Raw genomic sequence first — 17,470 nt, 5'->3', positions numbered from 1 at the left:
AGGGATACCTGCCCTCCCGCGTGACGTTGCGCGGTCAGCCGTCGGCAGGAGCCCGTCCGGCAGGTCCGCCGCGGACATAGCGGGCTGCGAAGGCCGTCCGCTCGTCGTCGGACATCTCGTTCAGCAGCACGTTCGGGCTCTGCAGTGGCGGGCACCGCCGCAGGTGGTCCAGGGTCCACATCTTGTCCGGGTTCAGGTCGAGATGCGGCTGCGCGACCATCGTCTTGCCGTCGTCGCGGACGAATCCCATGTCGGACACCACGTCAGCCCAGTTCCAGCCGTGGTACAGCGTCTCCCACTCACGGTGGCCGATCAGCTGGCCCATGTTCGGCGTCTGCCGGCCCTGGTACGTCGGCCGGAACGCCGTCTCGTCGGTCCACTTGCACATCTCGTGGCAGTACGTGCGCCACTGGCCGTCGACCTTCGCCATCACCATGTCCTCGCGGACCAGGCACGGCACCATGCAGGTCCAGCAGCGGTGCGGGTACTCGTAGTCGACGTCCTCGAACACGATCGGCTTGTGACCGTTCGGCATGGACAGCCGGTTGTAGTTCTCCCACCACTTGCCGTACTTCTCGTACCAGCCTGGGTACTTGAACTCGAACCACTCGAAGTCCTTGTCGGTCATCGGGTCGATCCGCCAGTAGTTCGCCAGCCAGCCGGTGGCGAAGAACTGGGCCACCTCGTGCACGTAGCCCTTGTTCCAGATCTGGTTCCAGGACTCCTCGATCAGGTCGTGCGGGATCTCCAGGCCGTACTTCTCCAGCGGTACCAGGTAGCTGCGGTAGTAGTCGTCGTAGATCCACCGGCGCCACATCTCGGCGTAGCTCTCCCGGTCCTTGCGCCGGTCCTTGGTGCCGTACTCGATGAAGGTGCCGATGGCCGCGTCGACGACCCGGTGGTTGTTCCACCAGGCGTAGCGCAGGTCGCGGGCGAGCAGCTGGTGGTTGCCCTCGTCGGACAGGGCCATCAGGAGGGTCGCGTAGCCGTTGCTGATGTGCCGCGACTCGTCGGACTGCACCGAGTGGAACACGGTCGGCAACAGGTAGTCGCCGTTCGCGGCCGCCTCGGCGGGCATCGCGACGAACAACGTGTTGGTGAAGGCGGTCTCGGCCACGATGGTGAGGTAGATGCTCGCCGCCGTGATCGCGTCGCCGGTGATGAAGCCTTCCGCGAACTGCCGGCCGATGGTGCCGCAGTAGTCGTTCTGGAAGTTGCGCAGGCTGGAGTTGAAGCCCGCCGGGTCGATGTAGTTGTTCATGTACAGGCGCTTGAGGTTCTGCTGGATCGTCGAGTGCCTCACCTCGTCGATCATCTGGATCGCCTGGCCGTTGTGCAGCTCGGGGTTCGGCACCGTCCGGAACAGCAGCGGCATCGCCCGGGCCGCCGAGATCTCCGGCAGCGGGATGATGCTCAGGAACAACTTCTGCCACTCCAGCCAGCGCTCCTGCACCTGGCGGAACATGTTGCCGCGGATGGCTCCGTCCGCGGCGCCGTACACGCGGTGGTCCTTCTCTTCCTGCATCGGGAAGTACGACCGCAGGACCTGCTTCAGCGGGTCCTTCTTCTGAGCCTTCTGGAACGAGTAGTCGGTCCCGTACTGCGAAACGGGCTCGTGGTACGCGGGCTCCCAGGAGAGTTCCTGGATCTTCTGGTGGGCCTTAGCCACACTCTGGCGACTCATGGCACTCCTCACGCTTGCTGTGGCCGCGGGCCTGGCCCCACCCACCGGTCCGGCATCTCGGTGCCGTCCAGGCCGCGGGGCTCTGCGGGCGTGGGCCCGCGGCGCGAGCCCACGTCTTGCTAGCGTTTGGTGTAAGTAGATCGCCGCCGTGCCCGGCGGGAGGTCTCAAATTGAGACACCTCTTGCGTCAGGAGTCTCCGAACATGGCCTGCCGGAGCTCGGCGAGTTCGTTCTTCGCGTCCTGCAGGGGCCGTACATCACCATGGGTGGACGGCCGGATGCCGAGCGCGACGAGCAGAGCGGCGGCTGCTTCGCTCGGATCGCCCGCCGCTCCGAGCACCGGATGCAGGCCGGCATCGGCCAGTTCGCGGAAGACCGCGTTCACGATCGTCCACGGGTTGTAGGTCTCGTCGGCAGGAATGTCGTCGTCCATCCGCTACTCCTATCCGGTCCCTCTCATCAGACGCCTGGGCGACGGAACCGGCTGTCTCAATCTGAGACAACCAGATGCTCGCGAAGCACTACGCTGAAAGGAGCGATGCCACCGGTGGGGGAGGCCTCCACATCCAACAGGGTCTCCCGGCCGGTCGCCAGGAGGCCTCGTGGACGAAGTGGAACCCGTGTCAGGCCGCCGGACCGCCCAGGCCCGGCTGAGTTTTCTGACCTTCGACGCGTTCCCGGTAGGCGACGTACGCCGTCCGGTGCTGGCCTCCTGGGTGCGTTCCCGGCGGCGCAACCTCCCCGCCGACCGGATCGACCTGCCGTACGTCGCGGACCCCGACCTCGACCAGCCCCTGGCCCGCAGCGCGACCCCAGTACTGCGCCGGCTCCGCGAGCACCTCGACGGACAGCCGATCAGCGTCATCCTGACCGAACGCAACGGCCTGGTACTGCGACGCCTGACCGCCGATACCCAGCTGAGCAGACACCTGGACCAGGTCCACCTCGCGCCGGGCTTCAGCTACTCCGAACAGTTCGCGGGAACCAACGGTATCGGCACGGCCCTCGAGCGCGGTGGCCCGATGCACGTCTTCGGGCACGAGCACTACGCGGAGGATCTCGAGGACCTCGCCTGTGCCGGGGTACCGATCAAACACCCGGTCAGCGGCAAGATCGTGGGTGCCATCGACCTCACCTGCTGGCGCAAGGACGCCGGATCGCTGCTGATCACGCTGGCCAAGACCACCGCGGACCAGATCCGCGCGGCCCTGATGAGTGACAGCTCGGCCCGCGAGCTGGAGCTGCTCCAGGAGTACCTGCAGGCCGGACGCCGGTCTTCCGACATGGTGCTCGCCTTCGCCGACGACCTGCTGTTGATGAACGCCACCGCGAAGCAGAATCTCGACGGCAGCGACCAGGCGGCCGTCCTCGCGCATGCCACCGAGATGCTGGCCGAGGCCCGCGCCGTGGCCTTGGTGGAACTCCCGAGCGGGAGCCGGGTCCGGATCAGCTGCCGGCCGGTGCCCGAGGGGGCACGGGCCACCGCAGCCGTCCTCCAGGTCACACCGCAGGCGTCCGGTCTCGATCTGGCGGTCAGCGCGCACCGGCCACCACCGCGCCCGGACCTGCCCGGCATCGTCGGCAGAAGTGGTCCTTGGCTCGCCTGCAGCCGCGAGGTGGACAACGCCTATCGCTCCGGAAACTGGATCGTGCTCAGCGGCGAGGCAGGGTCCGGGAAGCTGGCCCTCGCGCGGGCGGCCCATCGGCAGAACAGCCGGACGAGGTCGCTGCGGGTGCTGGACGCCACCGATGCGGCGGATGACTTCGCGGACGACGTCGAGGCGGAGCTGACCGACGACATCGTCCGGTCGCTGGTGATCCGCCACGTCGAACGGCTCGGCCAGATCCGGCTCGACGAACTGATCGGCGCCCTGTACAGCAGCCGCGAGCGCCGGCTGTCGGATCCGCCGTGGGTGGCGCTGACGCTGACGACCGGTGGCTCGAACCAGCCCGACCTGGGCGAGTTGCTGACGTTGTTCCCCCTCACCGTCGATGTGCCACCGCTACGGCACCACATCGACGACGTTCGTGAGCTGGTGCCGTTCTTCCTGAGCCAGTTGAGCCACGGCGACCTGAGCTGCTCGCCGGAAGCGATGCAGCAACTGCTGCGATCGGCCTGGCCGGGCAACACCGCGGAGCTCCGCCAGGTCATGAAGCAGATCGTCCAGCACCGGCGACGCACCGGCGTCATCGTCCTGGCCGACCTGCCGGCCGACCACCAGGCGACCAGCCGCCGCAGCCTCAGCCAACTGGAAGCCCTGGAACGCGACGCGATCATCCGCAGCCTCCTCGACAACAACGGCAACAGAAGCGACGCCGCCCGAGCCCTCGGCATGTCCCGAGCCACCATCTACCGAAAAATCCACGACTACGGCATCCGCTGACCGCGATCAGATCGGAACTCGGAACGGGGTGAGCAGGGGGCGGAGGAGGGTGCGGATCGTGTCGTCCTTGTCCGGTTTCGGCGCCGGGATCTTTACCGCGGGGGGCGGGTCGATGTGGATGTTCGCCTTGCCTACGTCCTTGCGGACGGATGCTTCCAGGTTGCTCGCGGCTTGGAGCAGGCGCCGGCGGTCGACGACCTTGCCGTCGTGACCGACCAGCTCGGCCACGTCGGTGTCGACGGTCGGCCAATCGCCCTGCCGCCAGGCCCGGACGAGGGCGTCGGCGCGCTTCTTCGGCAGCAGCACCGGCCGCGCGAACTTCACCCGGGTGAAGAGCCTGTCGAGTCGTAGCGCGTCGAGCTGCCGGCGGTACTCGGGCACCTTCGAACGCTTGTCCGCGATCGCGTCCAGCTTCACCAGCAGCCGCTCGATCCGTCGGTGCCGGCGTTCCAGCGCCTTGAGTAGGCCGTGTGACTCGTCGGCGAGACACATCGCCTGGTTGTGCGCCAACTGCCGGGCCTTGCGCTCACCCGAGGCGGACGCCGCCGAGAACGCGACACCCGCACGGATCCGGAGGTGCGGTGCGTCGGCCGCCTGGCTCGTGCCGGCCGGACCCGGGGCCGTCGCGGACAGGTCGGCCACGAGGTTGGCGACGTACGCCGCGAACCGTGGATGCGCGGCCACCATGATCTCGTCGCCGCCGAGCATGATCTGGACGTCGTCGGCGAAGTCGCCGAGCTTCGCCGGTGCGGTGCCGAAGGCTGCCCGGGCCGCCGTGGTTCCGTCGCCCCGCTTCAACAACTCGTGGTACCGCCTGAAGGTGGTGACCACGAGCTCGTGGGTGGAGCGTCGCAGCTGGGTGATCCCGTCGGTGCACCGGAAGGTCTCGTGCATCAGCCGTTCACCGGCAAGGCGTTCGTCGAGGATCTTGGCGTTGGTCCGGTCGTAGATCGACATCACCTCGACCCCGAGGTCGACGACGTCCAGCACGAAGAGGATGCGCGCGTCGTGGTCGGCGGCCTCGGCGTAGTACTGGTACTCCGAGGCTGTGCCGAGCACGGCCAGCCGCTTGGTGCGAACGTCCTCGGTGAGGAAGCGCTCGGTCCGCTCACGGTCGACCGGGCGCTTGGCGTCGCGGAGGTTGTCGAGCACCTGGACGGCCCGGTCGTGCTGGTCGACCACGACGCCGGTGAACTCCCGGTCGAGGAAGTCCTTGATGAAGTCGACCAGGTTCAACGTCACCAGCCACAGCTCCAGCAGCTCCTTCTGCGCGGCGAACGTGTACTTGACGTTCGGCAGCGAAGGCTTCTGGAGATCCTTCTTCCGGACAGCCCTGATCATGTCGCGGTCACCGGTGCTCTGCCGCGGGTAGAACGCCTGGGTCCACACGGTGTCGACGTAGATCGTGTTGTAGTCCGAGACCGGCGTGTGCTCGATCGGCGCCTTGAGCATGAACGCCTTGATCGCCGGCGCCGCGCTCGCCACCTTCAGGAACTCCGCCTGGCCGAACGCCTTGCCCCGCGGGTCGACCTTGCGATCCGGACTCGCGTTCTCGCCGAACCGGCGGGCGACGCGTGCCTTCGTCGACTGGCCCTTGGCGATGTAACGCCCCACGGCCGCGGCCTTGAGGGCCTGGGTGAGCAGCAGGTGGACGGCGGTGAGCACCTGCTGCCCGCTCACGCCGACCTCGAGCGTGTCCATGCCGTAGTACACGTCGAAGCGGTAGTCGGGGTTCTTCTCCAGCACCCGGCGGAGCTCCTTGGCGCCCTCCTTGGTGGATCTGGGCAGGAAGTCCTTCAGCAGCAGTTCGCGCAGCTTCTGGTCGAGCTGGTGCAGGCGGCGATCGTACTCCGGCCGGTTCTGCTCCCACGTGACGAAGACGGCGATCTTGTAGTCCTGGCCGGCGACGACGAACTGCGGGTGGAAGATGCGCTTGATCTCCTCGTGGCGGCGAGCGATGTACTGCTGCTGGAGCGTGTAGCCGAGCACCTTGTCGTTGAGGTCCTTGATCCCGGTGTTGTCGCGTGCCTCGCCCGGGAACAGCAGCGCGTAGACCGTCAGCCGCCCGGGACTGGTGGCGTGCGCGACGATCTGCCGGACGATGTCGTACATCGTTGCCGTCCGCAACTGACGCTCGACCGCCCGCTGCAGCACCGCCCGGTCCTCGCTGTCGTGACTCTTCTGCCGGAGCAGAGCGCGGAGTCGATCCGACAGCAGCCACACGGGCGGTACTACGTCGTCCTGATCGCATCCGTAGCGGGGATCGACGTGGAGCCGGTCGTTCTCGACGGGGTTCTCCGACCGCACCGCGACTGCGGCGAGATCCGCCTCGGGCGCGAATTCCTCGTACTCCGTCCCGTCCTCGCTGTCGCTCTCGTCGTCATCGGACTCGCCGTCGTCCTCGCTGTCGGCCTCGGTGGTCACGGACTCGTCAGGCAAGCTGTCGTCCGCGCTGACGAGCGCCGGCAGTTCGTCGGGACGCCAGGCCGCCTCCTCGGCCGATCCGGTCGGCTTCGGCCGGTACACCCAGTGCCAGGTCTCGGTGGTGTAGGGGCGGAAGTCGAACCGTTCGGCGTTGTCCACCAGCCAGCGGTGGAACCAGGCTCTGCGGCCGATCTTGCCGAGCGGCTTGCCCTCTGGCGCGGTGCCGAGGTCCAACGCCAGGCCGTCCTGGTGATTGCTGTAGCCCGGCGCGGCGATCCACTTCTTCATCACCTTCGCGAGCAGGTTCACCGCTGCCGGTCCGTGCTCGTCCCCGGTCGCCCGCCGCTGCTCGGCCGTGATGCGGTAGTAGTGCGGGAAGCCGCGCTTGCCGCCGTGGCCCTTGCCCTGCCAGATGGCGAACTGCTCGTCGGCAGACCGGTACGCGCTGGTGATACCGACCGCGACGCCGGTCTGGCCTTCCTTCACCAGGTCGGCTCGGGCCGCGGCGACCATCCTGATGGCCGCATCGGCCGCGGGGATCCGTGCTCGGTGTTCGCCTTCGATGGTCCTCAGCGCGGACTTCGGCAGCGTGTCGACGAACGCTCCTTCGGACAGGGTGACCTGCCGCTCGTAGACGGCGCGCAGGAAGGTCAGGAGCTCAGGTGTCGCCTCACCCGGCCCGTACCAACGCAGGCCGCTGGACGGAATCGAACTGCGCCCGGCCCGATCCGGTGAGGACACGGAGGCCGTACGGCGTTGCAGCGTGGGACGGACGATCGTGTCCCGGATGTGGATCCACTCGCGCTGCAGGTCGCGCTCGTCCGGCTGGATCTTGCGACCGAGCACGTCCGGATGGCGGAAGTAGAAGATCACGTTGGTGAGGTCGTTCTCGCTGCGATGGCCGACCGCACCCAGCAGGGTGAGGGCGGCGGCGTACGAGCCCTTGCCCAGCGCCTCGACCGCCGCGAGCGGCACTCGGAAGAAGCGCGTCACCGGATGCTCGGCCTCGCTCTCGCCGACCGAGGGTCGGTACGCCGCGTACTCGTCCTCGTCGCCCGCCGGCTCGAGTGCTTCGTGGGCGGGTTCGTAGGCGTCGGCGGCTTCGTATTCGTCCGCGGGTTGGTAGGCCTCGTACTCGTCGGCCGTCGCCTCGAACTCCTCGTCACTCGGCTCGAGTGACTCGTCGGCCGGGCTTTCCACCTCCTCGTACCCGACGGCCGGCTCGAGTTGCTCGCTCGCGACCTCGGACTCGATGTCGGCCTGCAGGGACTCGAAGAGCTCCAGCTCCCGATCGGGCACCTCCGGCTCGGCGTACTCCGCCTCGCCGAAGGTCTCGACCACCGCGGCCTCCAGGCGGAACGGCGACGTGGGTTCCTCGAAGGAGAACGTCTGACTCATCTCAACGCCCCAACCAGCTGTGCACGAGCGCCATCAGCTCCTTGTCCAGGAACACACCACGGTTGGCCGTGACCCGAACCTGGCCGGTGTTGGCGTCCACCACGCGGTGCGCGTCGACGTGGACCCCGACCAGTGACCGTCGCCCGCTGGTGAACCTGATCCACACGGGCGATCCGCTCTGGCCCTTGGACGTGTCCGCGGCGTACAGGATGAGGCCCGGCAGGCCGGCGCTGAAGGAGGCGCTGCCGAAGTGCGACCACATCGTGTTGGCCTGTTGCTCGCGGGTCCACCCTCTGACCGGGTCGCAGGGGTCGCCGTCGCACTTGTCGCCGGGGAACCCGCACACGGTCACCGGACGGCCGCCCAGGAAGCCGCTGTCGAGGGGAGAGAGGTCGGTCAGGGCTCCGTTCACCGGACTTCCCCAGTAGCCGAGCTGGGCACCACCGAGCGCGCGGGACCTGGCCGCGGACGCGTCGGATTCCAGAGTGACGAGCGCGACGTCGAACCTGCTGCCGGGCCGCGGTTGCTGGAGGTAGCGGCTGCTTACGGTGAAGGCGCTCGCCTTGAACCGTCCGAACGGCAGGTCCATGCCGTTGCGGGCCGGCGCGACCTGTACTGCGTCCGGTCGCTGACCTTCGGCGTTGTAGATGTTGTGCGCGGCAGTCAGCACTTGTCGCGGTCCGACCAGCAAACCCGAGCCGCGCGACAGCGTGCTTCCGCGGGTGATGTCGAGCGAACACACCCAACGGAACGGCACCTGCAAGGTGTTGCGGATCCGGACGCGTTCGTCGGGCGGGATCACCTCATAGTCCTGCTGCCCGGCGGCCGGGGTCAGCCACTCGGTGGCGAACGGCGAGCGCATGGTGCGGCTACCCGTGGCCGTTCTGCGCGGCCAGGGCCTGCGCCGGGGGAGTCCCAGTGACCATCACCGGCGCGGTCGGCGGCGGTGGTGGCGGTGCGACTCCGGGGGACGCCGGGTTGGGCAGCCGCACAGGTTGTGGCCGGGTGCCCGACGGCCTGTCCTTCACCCGGTCGCCGGTGGCGGACTGCCACAGGTCGATGATGCGATTCATGTCCTGCAGCAGCGTCTGGTTCGTGCCGAGGTTGAGGTAGAGCAGCTCGGCCTGGTCGCCGGTGGTGAACACGTTGAGCTCGATCGCGCGCAGCAGACCCGACATCAGGTCGGCCAGCTCGAACAGCTCGCGTGACCTGGCCGCGGGCGTCATGCCGACCTTGGCGGCGATCTTCTCGAGTCGCTCGGCGGGTCCCGGACCGCGCGCGTCGAGGTCGCTCACGATCGGGGTCTCGGTGGTGCTGCCGGTGTCCAGCGTCAGGTGGAAGTAGCTGAGGTACGCCACATAGGTGAACTCCTCGCGCGCCAGCATCGCCCCGCGCCGTCGCATCGCCATCATGTCGCGCAGCGCGGTGCAGAGGAAGGCGACGTACTCCTTGTCGGTGGCGTTGGGCCCGATGCCGTTGTTGGCGTTCTCGAAGCCGAGCCAGACCTGGCGCAGCAGTTCCGTCCACTTCTCCCGGAAGCCGCTGTTAACGCCGCCGCCGGTGTCCTGCTTCCACGCCTCGGCCGGCAGGCCGGACCGCGCCCAGCGGGACGGGATCGAGTGTGGCGGTTCGAGGCCGAACATCCGCCAGTACGCGTTGCGCCGGTTGATTCGTTGGTCCGGTCGCATCTCGCTGACGATGCCCTGGATCGAGTACAGCGGCGGGTCGCGGAAGAACAGCTCCTCGGTGGTGCGCAGCCACCGGGTCGCCGCGATGCCCACCGGGTTGAGCGTCTCGCCCACCGCGAACCGCCGGACGACCTCGGCCATGATCTCGACCACCCCGGTGGACTCCAGCAGATAGGCGTAGATCAGGTGGTCCGCGATCAGGCCGGGCGAGGTCGGGAACGGGAACGGCACCCCGGAGAACGTCTCCACCGACCCGGTGGTGATGCCCGACGGCACCGGGAACGGCCGGCCGGTCGGCGAGGGCAGCGGCAGGTCGATCGCGGCGATGATCGCCGGATCACCGAGGAACGGCGCCGGCGGCGTCGGTGGCGGGGGCGTGACGTTGATGCCGATGTCCGGCACCGTCGAGGCCGTCGCCCAGGCCTCGTCGAGCCATCGGCTCAGCTGAAGCGGATGGATGTCGAACAGCTGCTCGGGGAGCGGGAGCAGGCGAGCCAGGTTGCGGAACATGAGTGTCCTTTCGAGTCCTCAGACCGCGGCCAGGCGCGGACCCAGCCGGAGCGGATAGCCGTCTTCACGCAACAGCTCCAGCCGGATGATGGGCCGGTCGTTGGTCACGACCGACAGGTCGACGTCGACGAACTCTTCGCCGCTGGTCTTGTCCACTCCGCCGTCGGGGAGTGCGACGATCTCGGTGGCCGGTCCGGCGGTCGCGAACACAGCCAGCTGCGTGGCCTCGGCCGGTGCGGTGTAGATCCTGATGGTGGAGAAGTTGGTGTTTCCGCGCCGGGTTCGCGAGGCCGCGAACACGAGCGACGTGGCGGGGTCGGGAGGACGGCGATCCCGTCCCATCAGCTCGCGGATCGCCAGGTAGTCGAGATGGTTGGCCGCGACGTTGGCCGGTACCTCGGTGCTCAAAGCCCGCGACTTCGGGTCCTTGAGTGCCTTCTCGATCGCCCGGAGGGCTTCCAGGAGCTCCTCGAACGGTGGTGTTGTGCTGGTGGCCACGATGGGTTTCCTTCCAGGCAAGGCGATCAGGCCGCCCTCGGCAGCGGGAGCGGAGCGAGACGAGCCAGCCAGTCGTGCAGGCGCGTAGTCCGCGCCGTCGCCTCGGCCGGGTCGTTAGGTTGTTCGGAGGTGAGCAGAGCGAGGATCCGCAATGACTCGGTCCGGGCCAGGTAGGTCGACGTCAGCAACGAGTCGCCCGCGATACGGCCCAGCTGGCGCAGTGCCGCCGGCGACACCCGGCCGGGGTCTGCGAGGGCACTGAGCGGGCGCCCGCCGAAAGCCTTGTAGGGCCGGCGGATGCACGCGTCGGCGATCGGGGCGAGGAGCGGCACGCTGGCGGCTGCGACCTGGGCGTCGGCGCCCTCGGCCGCACTCGGGTCGTGTCGTGCCTGCCACGCCTCGGCCAGGTCGCTCCACGGTCCTGAGGCGCCGAACCAGTTCCGGCAGAACTCGACGTTCAGCATCACGCGGAGCCAGGAGGGTGGGTGCGGGTCACCGGGCCTGACCCGGTGCACGGTGGCCGTGGGACCGTCCACCACGTTGGCCAGCGCCGGTACCGGAGACCAGCCGGCCAGGGCGAAGGCGCCGGCGTCTGCCGCGATCTCGCCGGCCCACGAGCTCCAGAGGTCGGCGAGGACGACTGACCGCGGCGCCACGACGGACCGCAGTACGGCGCGTAGCTCGGCGTTCCAGCCGCAAAGGTGCGCAGCTTGGTGTGTTGTCTCGTGGACGAGTGCCGTCGGGTGGGCGAGGTTGTGCCGGGTGATCTTGATCGCCGCCACCGGAGACAGGCCGCCACGGTCCCAGAGCCTGATGCCGGCCCGGAGTACGGCGGCGCCCAGGCCCTTGTCGGGATAGGTCAGCGCCGGTGGCGTCTCGATTCCCAGTGGTCGAAGCAGTGTCTCCATCGCGTCGACCGCGATCGTGTCCAGCCCACGCAGTACCGCACCCAGTCGTGGCGTGGTCCGTTGCTGGACAGCGTCTCCGTACCACTCGACTGTCGCCTCCACGGCCAGGTAGCGCTGGCGCAGCCGCAGCAGTGCAGCACGGGCTTGCTCCGGCTGCGTGCTGGTCTCGAGCTGAGTGGCGAGGACGGTGCCCTCCGCCGCCAGCGCCGTGATGGACGACATCAGCCGCTCACGCAGCCGAAGCCGGAGGTAGTCCTCGAGCTGCGCCCAGGCTTCCGGAGCGGCGACGGTGTCGAGGTCGGCGAGCTGAGCGATCGCGCCGCGCCAGTGCGCCAGCTCGGATCGCAGCTGCCGGCGCAGCGCCTCGTCAGTCATTGTGGGCGCCCGGTCTGATCGTGAGCGACGGTGCACCGGGCTCGCCAGTAGCCAGGGCCGCGGTGTCGGCGAACGGGAAGGCGAAGGTCAGCGTCAACCCGGGCTTGGGGTCCTTGGCGGCCGCGCTCAGTGCCTCCTGCGAGGTCGCGAGTTCCTTCGCGAGCTGGGTCTTGACCTGTTCCAGCACCTGGCCGGCGAGTTCCCGGCCGCGGGTCGCCGATCCCGACTTGGCCCGGCTCAACAGAGCTGTCAGCCGGCTGGCGACGTGCTCCTGTACCCGTGGTCCGAGCAGCCGTCCGAACAGGGCGACCACCTCGGTCTGGTTGTTGCGGGACAGCATCGTGGCGATCTGGCCCGCGAGCCGCTCGCCGATCCGTACGTGCACGCGGAGCTCCGGCTGAGGTCCCTGCGCCCGCAACCGCAGGTACACGCGGTGGCGGCGGCGCACGACCTTGCGGCCAGGCACGACGAGCCGGAAGAACCGCCGGGTCACCGGCCCTCCGGGGACGTACCGCGTGCCGAGCGCGGGACGGCCGAGGAGGAGTGCGGCGTTGACCGGGCTCAGCTCCTCGAACTCCGCCGGGCTCGCGTCGGCACCCTCACCGGCGGCGAGGTGGCCGGCCTGGGTACCGACCATGGCCTCGAACAACTCAACCTCGGCCGACACCGGCCACGCCGAGACGCCGGCCTCGAGCAGGCGGTCCTCCAGCGTCTCCGGGCCGGGCAGCTCGACGCCACTTGCCTGGGGTCTGGTGATCTGGACGTCGTACCGACGGGCCGACCTGCGGTAGCGGCGATGCCTGGTCCGCCGCGGCATGGTGATCCACGGTCCCGTACCGGCCTCGGTGTCGTAGCCGGCCAGGTCGTCGCGCAGGAGTTCGGCCGGCAGGTGGTGGACGGCGGCCGACGCCAGCGCCTCCTGAACCTCCGCCTCGAGTCTGAGCGGCTCCTCGAATGCCTCCGGAGGCAACCCGACGACCCGCGTGACGGCCTCTTCCAGGGTGCTCACCAAGGCCTCGGCTCCGAGCAGCTCCGGTGACTCGCCCTCCAGCGACAGCAGTCGCAGACCTGTGTCCGCCACCTGTGGCGCGAGGGCCCTGGCCGCCTGCGGGCCGATATAGCCCTGGATGAGATTGGCGAGCTGGCTTGCCAGGAAGTTCTTGATCCGCGCGCGCCCGATGATTCGTACGCCGGTCCGGATCAGCGGCATCGCGGCCATCACGGCTGGAATGAACTGCTCGAGCTGCTCGGTCGGCGGCCTGCCGGGCTCGGCCTCGGCCAGCTGGTGGGTGAGGACCTCGCGGGCCTGGTCGAGGGTCGTGATGGGGCTCTCCGCACGACCTGACGTGTCCTGCTCGAGCTCGAGCAGCAGCTCTGCCTGATCGGCTTCCGACGGTGCCAGGAGCAGTTCGGCGTACTGCCGGTCGAACTCCTCGGTCAAGTCCTGCCCCGCCTCGGTGGGTTCCTCGGCTTCGGACAGTCCGAGCTTGGCGGCGAGCTGGGTGGCCGGGGCCCGGAGTGCGGGCGGCAACCGGTTGATCGCCTTGTCGAGCACTCGCTTGAGCAGCGGCCGCACCAGCTTGCGCAGGACGCCGAAGACCGGTCCCAGCGGAACCAGCCTGCTCAGGCCGGCGACCGCGCCCTTGGCGACCGACTTGGCGACGTTGAACGCCTTCTTGACCAGGCCGCCGAACAACTGCTCGCTGAGCGAGTCGGGGTCACGGGCGTACTCGCCCAGCACGGAGTCGATCTCGTCCGCCGTGAGGGAATCGATCCGCCGGTTCTCGTACCGCAGCTCGAGCTCGCTCAGGCCGCGATCGACGCTGTCCGCGAGACCTTCCACGAAAGATGTGGCCTCCGCTTCCGCGACCGCCTCGCTCTGCTGGTCGTCCGGCCAGCGCTCGGCGGCCATCAGGTGGCGACCGGCGACCTCGTCGACGAGCGACTCGACCGCCTCCCGGAATCCCTCGTCCTCCAGCTCGTTCATGAGCGCCTCGGTCGCGCTCGGGCCGGCGTCGTACTCCGCCGTACCCGAGAAGCCGCCGGCGAACGGCGAGACCAACGCGGAGCCGGTGGCCGCAGGGGACTCCGTCGCGGCCGGTTCCCGCCAGGCCAGCCCACCGCCGGTGAACAGCCTGGCCTCGGTATCGGTCATGGACATGTGGGACTCCGATCGCTCGTCCTGGTACGACGTTAGGGAGCGGCTGTCTGCTCGCCCGTCTCCGGTTCGTCTCCTCGATGTGTAGGTCGTCGTCGTGTACGTCGTCGTCGCCTGCGGTGGGGCGCGGCGGCAGGTGTCGCGGGCGGACCTGCCTCGGCGCTGCGCAACCAGGCATCGAACCGACGGCAGGCCGCCTCGACGGATCCCTCCACCGCCGTCGAAGGTGGCAGCTGACCGGTCTGGACGATGAACCGCACCTTGAATCCGTCGCGGTCGTGCCAGGCGCGGACGATCAGGGTGTGCCAGATCTGCTCGGTCATGGTGGGCCGACCTTGCCGCATCGCCGTCCGCCGGATCGTCGTCGCGGCGTCTGCCGTCCGGTCGTCGTTTCCGTCAACCGGTGTCCGGTCATCGGCAATTCGTGAGGTTGGCTGCGACAGGGCATTGACGCTGCGTAGACGCGCGATTGATATGGACTGGGAGTCTGCGATGTCCCCGGGGGTGGGTATGACAACGACAACAGCGGACGCCGCACATCCAGCCATCAGAGTGCTGGGTGCCTTCGCGGTGTGGGTGAACGGCCGAACTGTCGCACTGCCGAGCAACGGACAGCGTGTGCTGGGCTTCCTGGCGGTGACCGGGCTCGAGCAACGCCGGGACGCGGTCGCCACGCACCTGTGGCCGGCCGCCGCGCCGGATCGTGCGATGTCCAACCTGCGTACGGCGTTGTGGCGGGTGCGCCAGGCCGATCCGGCCATCGTCCGGGCCTGCCGGGACTCGGTGCGGCTCGACGATGCGGTCGAAGTCGACTACGACCGGTTGTCGGCGCAGGCGCGTCGGCTCATCGCCGAGGAGAGACCCGACGACGCCACGGTGCTCGAACCCGACCGCCTCGAGGCGGACCTGCTGCCAGGATGGGACGAGGAGTGGCTGCTCCTCGAGCGCGAGCGGTACCGCCAGTTGCGGATCCATGCGCTGGAGACTCTGAGCAGCCTCCTCACCTCCCGTGGCCTGTTTGCCCGGGCCATCGACATGGCGTGCGCGGCGATCCGGGTCGAACCGCTGCACGAGTCGGCCCACGCGGCTCTGATCGCCGCCCACATGGCCGAGGGGAACCGGACCGAGGCGATCCGGCACTTCAACAGCTACTCCCGCCTGCTGGCCGACGAGACCGGTCTCACCCCGTCGACCCTCCTCACAGCCCTGATCTCCTGGGATTGACGCCAGCTGGCCTGGCCGAAGCCCTCTCCTGGGGTGCAGTGGTCACGCGATCTAGTGTGGCGGGGTGGACGATCAGGCGAGCTGGCGGGAGAGGCGGCGGGAGGCGTCGGCTGTTCAGGCTGCTGCGCTGGAGCGGCGTAAGGCTGCTGAGACCGAGCAAGCTCGCGCGCAGTTGGTCGAATTCGTCCAGAAGATGAAGGAAAAGGGCATCCAGCCGGGCCTGCTACGGGCGCCGGTTGTGGGATCGGGCGCGAGTTATCGGACCGGGATCACCGGCTGGTATCTGCGCCGTAATCGGTCGCTCGGTGTGGACACCGACGGCAACTTCTACATTCTTGGTGCGCCCGCCAGTCTGAAGGCGCGGCTGGCGGGCGTGCGGATCTCGCCGTCCGACCCGCCGCTCACGGTCGGCCTCGGCGCGCGCGACGGTGAATCCTTGCCCCTCAAGAAGCTCCTGCGGCTCCGGCTGGAGGAGATCGACGACGCGCAGCGGCCGGCCGGCGGCGAAACCCAGGAGCCGGAGCACCCCGGCACCGACTAGCGCAGTACGGGCAGGACCAGGTCGACCAGGGCGTCGACGTCCTCGTCGACCATCGGCTCGCCGGTCATGCCCATCCGGTGGAGCAGGGTTCCGACCACGACATCGATGAAGAAGAGGACCCGGTTCTCGGGTTCGCCCAGCGCGTCCTGGAGCGCGAGCCGGTACGGGTCCTGCAACTGGGTGGACAGGATCCGGCGCAGGTCAGGATCGGCGACGGCATCGGTGAAGACGCCCGCGAAGGCCGCGCCGATCCCGGGTTCGCCGATCTTCGCGGCGATCCAGCGGATGGCTGACGACAAGACCTCCTCCCGGTCGGCGCCCTCCAGCGGCACCGGGCCGAACGCGTCGACGAGGCAGGCGGTGATCAGCGCGCCCTTCGACGGCCAGCGACGGTAGACCGTCGTCTTCGCGACGCCTGCCGTGGCGGCGATGCGGTCGACGGTGGCGCGCCCGTAGCCGAGTTCGTGGACCGTGCTCAACGTCGCCGCGAAGACGGTGGCGTCGACGCCGGAGCGGGGGCGGCCGGGTGATCTGGTGGGGGTGGTTGCTCGGGCCATGGTGACACCTTAGCTAGTTATGCTACTTTCGGTATCGATACTTCCAGTAGCGAAACCAGGCCGGCCGAGGAGAAGACATGCACGCCACCACCACCGCCACGACTAAGCAGCAGCCACCGCTGGGCATCCGCTTGCTGCACGCCCTGAGCAAGGAGCCGGACTGGTTGACGATGTCGGCCGAGGCGCTGGCCGCCTTCCGCGACGCGGAGAACCGCAAGCGGGCCTCTGGTCTGGCGCGGGTGATCACCGGGTTCCCGGACCGAGGCGCCACGATCAGCTGGCAACAAGTGACGCTGCCCGACCGCGTACTGCGGGTCCGGGTGTACCGGCCGTCGTCCGGGCGCGGCGGCCCGGATGCCGGCCTGCCGCTAGTGCTCCATGTGCATGGCGGGGGATTCGTGGGCACGGCAGTGCAGTGCGACTGGGTCAACAGTCACCTCGCCGCCCGGTTGCCCGCGGTGGTCGTGTCGGTCGAGCACCGGCTGGTCTCTCCGGAGATCCCGCTATCAGAGGCAGTCGACGACGGCTGGGACGTACTGCGGCACGTGGTGCACGACGCTGCCCAGTGGGGAGTCGACCCGGCACGAGTGGTTGTCGTCGGAGAAAGTGCCGGTTCGATGGTCACTGCCCTGGCCGCGATCCGGGCCAGGGAGTCCGACTTGCAACTGCGGGCGCAGGTACTGGTCAATCCCTGTGTCGATCTGACCTCGACAGCGTTCGACTACCACTCGATGGCCGACCATGCCGACACTCCGACCCTCACCGTGAACCAGATGGAGCTCTTCCGCCGATTGGCCGTTCCAGTGGGTACGGATCCTCGTGCGGTGTCGCCGCTGTATGCCGACGACCTGAGCGGGCTGGCCCCGGCGCTCGTGGTGGTGCCGACACTCGACCCGGTGGCCGATCACGGACGCGCGTACGCCGATCGGCTGCGCGAGGCCGGAACGCCCGTGCAGGTGAGCGAACACCCCGGGGCGGGGCACGCGTTCCTCAGCATGCCGGGCGTCGTGCCGCAGGCCAGGGCCGCGCGGACCCGGATCACCGAGTTCCTCCGCGACCGTCTCGCCGGCTGACAGGCCTTCGGTCGCCTTGCACCGGGGGAGGTTGCCGCTGGCAACTAG

14 protein-coding genes are annotated in these 17,470 nt (G+C 68.9%); 4 read left to right on the top strand and 10 right to left on the bottom strand.

Features of this window, described 5'->3' with window-relative positions; all coding sequences use genetic code 11:
- Positions 1–34: 34 nt before the first annotated feature.
- Together EV644_RS13255 and EV644_RS13250 are read right to left on the bottom strand one after the other, a co-directional pair.
- Positions 35–1,684 (bottom strand): ferritin family protein, encoded by a 1,650-nt coding sequence (locus tag EV644_RS13255; RefSeq protein ID WP_132188545.1) that lies wholly within the window; start codon positions 1,682–1,684, stop codon positions 35–37.
- Positions 1,685–1,871: 187 nt separating this feature from the next.
- Complete coding sequence (locus tag EV644_RS13250; protein ID WP_132188544.1) at positions 1,872–2,117, bottom strand: hypothetical protein; 246 nt, start codon at positions 2,115–2,117, stop codon at positions 1,872–1,874.
- A gap of 169 nt (positions 2,118–2,286) precedes the next feature.
- On the opposite strand from EV644_RS13250, the gene EV644_RS13245 reads away from it, so the two are divergent.
- Positions 2,287–4,068 carry a sigma-54-dependent Fis family transcriptional regulator gene (locus EV644_RS13245; RefSeq protein ID WP_132188543.1) on the top strand — a complete coding sequence of 594 codons (1,782 nt, stop codon included), beginning with the start codon at positions 2,287–2,289 and terminating at the stop codon, positions 4,066–4,068.
- 6 nt (positions 4,069–4,074) lie between these two features.
- Here EV644_RS13245 and EV644_RS13240 read toward each other — a convergent pair whose 3' ends face one another.
- From EV644_RS13240 to EV644_RS44520, 7 genes are read right to left on the bottom strand one after another with little or no spacing between them, the layout of a single operon-like run.
- Positions 4,075–7,890 carry a M15 family metallopeptidase gene (locus EV644_RS13240; RefSeq protein ID WP_132188542.1) on the bottom strand — a complete coding sequence of 1,272 codons (3,816 nt, stop codon included), beginning with the start codon at positions 7,888–7,890 and terminating at the stop codon, positions 4,075–4,077.
- 1 nt (position 7,891) lies between these two features.
- A complete protein-coding gene (locus EV644_RS13235; protein ID WP_132188541.1) occupies positions 7,892–8,752 on the bottom strand; it encodes a trypsin-like serine peptidase in 861 nt (286 codons plus the stop codon).
- A gap of 7 nt (positions 8,753–8,759) precedes the next feature.
- Positions 8,760–10,088, bottom strand: a complete 1,329-nt coding sequence (locus tag EV644_RS13230) for a hypothetical protein (RefSeq protein WP_132188540.1) — start codon at positions 10,086–10,088, stop codon at positions 8,760–8,762.
- Between the two features lie 18 nt (positions 10,089–10,106).
- Positions 10,107–10,586 carry a hypothetical protein gene (locus tag EV644_RS13225; RefSeq protein ID WP_132188539.1) on the bottom strand — a complete coding sequence of 160 codons (480 nt, stop codon included), beginning with the start codon at positions 10,584–10,586 and terminating at the stop codon, positions 10,107–10,109.
- A 26-nt stretch (positions 10,587–10,612) separates the two neighbouring features.
- The gene (locus EV644_RS13220) at positions 10,613–11,869 is read right to left on the bottom strand and encodes a hypothetical protein (protein ID WP_132188538.1); all 1,257 of its coding nucleotides are present in this window, start codon (positions 11,867–11,869) and stop codon (positions 10,613–10,615) included.
- A complete protein-coding gene (locus EV644_RS13215) occupies positions 11,862–14,030 on the bottom strand; it encodes a hypothetical protein (RefSeq protein ID WP_132188537.1) in 2,169 nt (722 codons plus the stop codon). The genes EV644_RS13220 and EV644_RS13215 overlap by 8 nt, the downstream gene beginning before the upstream one ends.
- Before the next feature lie 32 nt (positions 14,031–14,062).
- Positions 14,063–14,350, bottom strand: coding sequence for a hypothetical protein (locus tag EV644_RS44520; protein ID WP_158292816.1), 288 nt, complete (start codon positions 14,348–14,350; stop codon positions 14,063–14,065).
- A gap of 187 nt (positions 14,351–14,537) precedes the next feature.
- Here EV644_RS44520 and EV644_RS13210 point away from each other — a divergent pair, with 187 nt between their 5' ends.
- Together EV644_RS13210 and EV644_RS13205 are read left to right on the top strand one after the other, a co-directional pair.
- Positions 14,538–15,251: an AfsR/SARP family transcriptional regulator gene (locus tag EV644_RS13210; RefSeq protein ID WP_158292815.1), complete on the top strand. Its 714-nt coding sequence runs from the start codon at positions 14,538–14,540 to the stop codon at positions 15,249–15,251.
- Between the two features lie 64 nt (positions 15,252–15,315).
- Positions 15,316–15,792 (top strand): hypothetical protein, encoded by a 477-nt coding sequence (locus EV644_RS13205; protein WP_132188535.1) that lies wholly within the window; start codon positions 15,316–15,318, stop codon positions 15,790–15,792.
- Here the strand turns inward: EV644_RS13205 and EV644_RS13200 are convergent.
- The gene (locus tag EV644_RS13200; protein ID WP_132188534.1) at positions 15,789–16,349 is read right to left on the bottom strand and encodes a TetR/AcrR family transcriptional regulator; all 561 of its coding nucleotides are present in this window, start codon (positions 16,347–16,349) and stop codon (positions 15,789–15,791) included. The genes EV644_RS13205 and EV644_RS13200 overlap by 4 nt on opposite strands.
- Before the next feature lie 77 nt (positions 16,350–16,426).
- Between EV644_RS13200 and EV644_RS13195 the strand changes: the two genes are divergently transcribed.
- Complete coding sequence (locus EV644_RS13195) at positions 16,427–17,422, top strand: alpha/beta hydrolase (protein WP_132188533.1); 996 nt, start codon at positions 16,427–16,429, stop codon at positions 17,420–17,422.
- The last annotated feature ends 48 nt before the right edge of the window (positions 17,423–17,470 follow it).

The sequence above is a fragment of the Kribbella orskensis genome, assembly GCF_004342085.1.
Lineage (GTDB): Bacteria > Actinomycetota > Actinomycetes > Propionibacteriales > Kribbellaceae > Kribbella > Kribbella orskensis.
Note: the sequence above shows the minus strand (reverse complement) of the source record. Positions and strands in the feature narration are given on the sequence as shown.

Excerpts from the sequence above, each read along its gene's own strand:
- EV644_RS13255 (WP_132188545.1), bottom strand. The coding sequence starts at position 1,684 with ATGAGTCGCCAGAGTGTGGCTAAGGCCCACCAGAAGATCCAGGAACTC.
- EV644_RS13250 (WP_132188544.1), bottom strand. The coding sequence starts at position 2,117 with ATGGACGACGACATTCCTGCCGACGAGACCTACAACCCGTGGACGATC.
- EV644_RS13240 (WP_132188542.1), bottom strand. The coding sequence starts at position 7,890 with ATGAGTCAGACGTTCTCCTTCGAGGAACCCACGTCGCCGTTCCGCCTG.
- EV644_RS13235 (WP_132188541.1), bottom strand. The coding sequence starts at position 8,752 with ATGCGCTCGCCGTTCGCCACCGAGTGGCTGACCCCGGCCGCCGGGCAG.
- EV644_RS13230 (WP_132188540.1), bottom strand. The coding sequence starts at position 10,088 with ATGTTCCGCAACCTGGCTCGCCTGCTCCCGCTCCCCGAGCAGCTGTTC.
- EV644_RS13220 (WP_132188538.1), bottom strand. The coding sequence starts at position 11,869 with ATGACTGACGAGGCGCTGCGCCGGCAGCTGCGATCCGAGCTGGCGCAC.
- EV644_RS13215 (WP_132188537.1), bottom strand. The coding sequence starts at position 14,030 with ATGTCCATGACCGATACCGAGGCCAGGCTGTTCACCGGCGGTGGGCTG.
- EV644_RS44520 (WP_158292816.1), bottom strand. The coding sequence starts at position 14,350 with ATGACCGAGCAGATCTGGCACACCCTGATCGTCCGCGCCTGGCACGAC.
- EV644_RS13210 (WP_158292815.1), top strand. The coding sequence starts at position 14,538 with ATGACAACGACAACAGCGGACGCCGCACATCCAGCCATCAGAGTGCTG.
- EV644_RS13200 (WP_132188534.1), bottom strand. The coding sequence starts at position 16,349 with ATGGCCCGAGCAACCACCCCCACCAGATCACCCGGCCGCCCCCGCTCC.
- EV644_RS13195 (WP_132188533.1), top strand. The coding sequence starts at position 16,427 with ATGCACGCCACCACCACCGCCACGACTAAGCAGCAGCCACCGCTGGGC.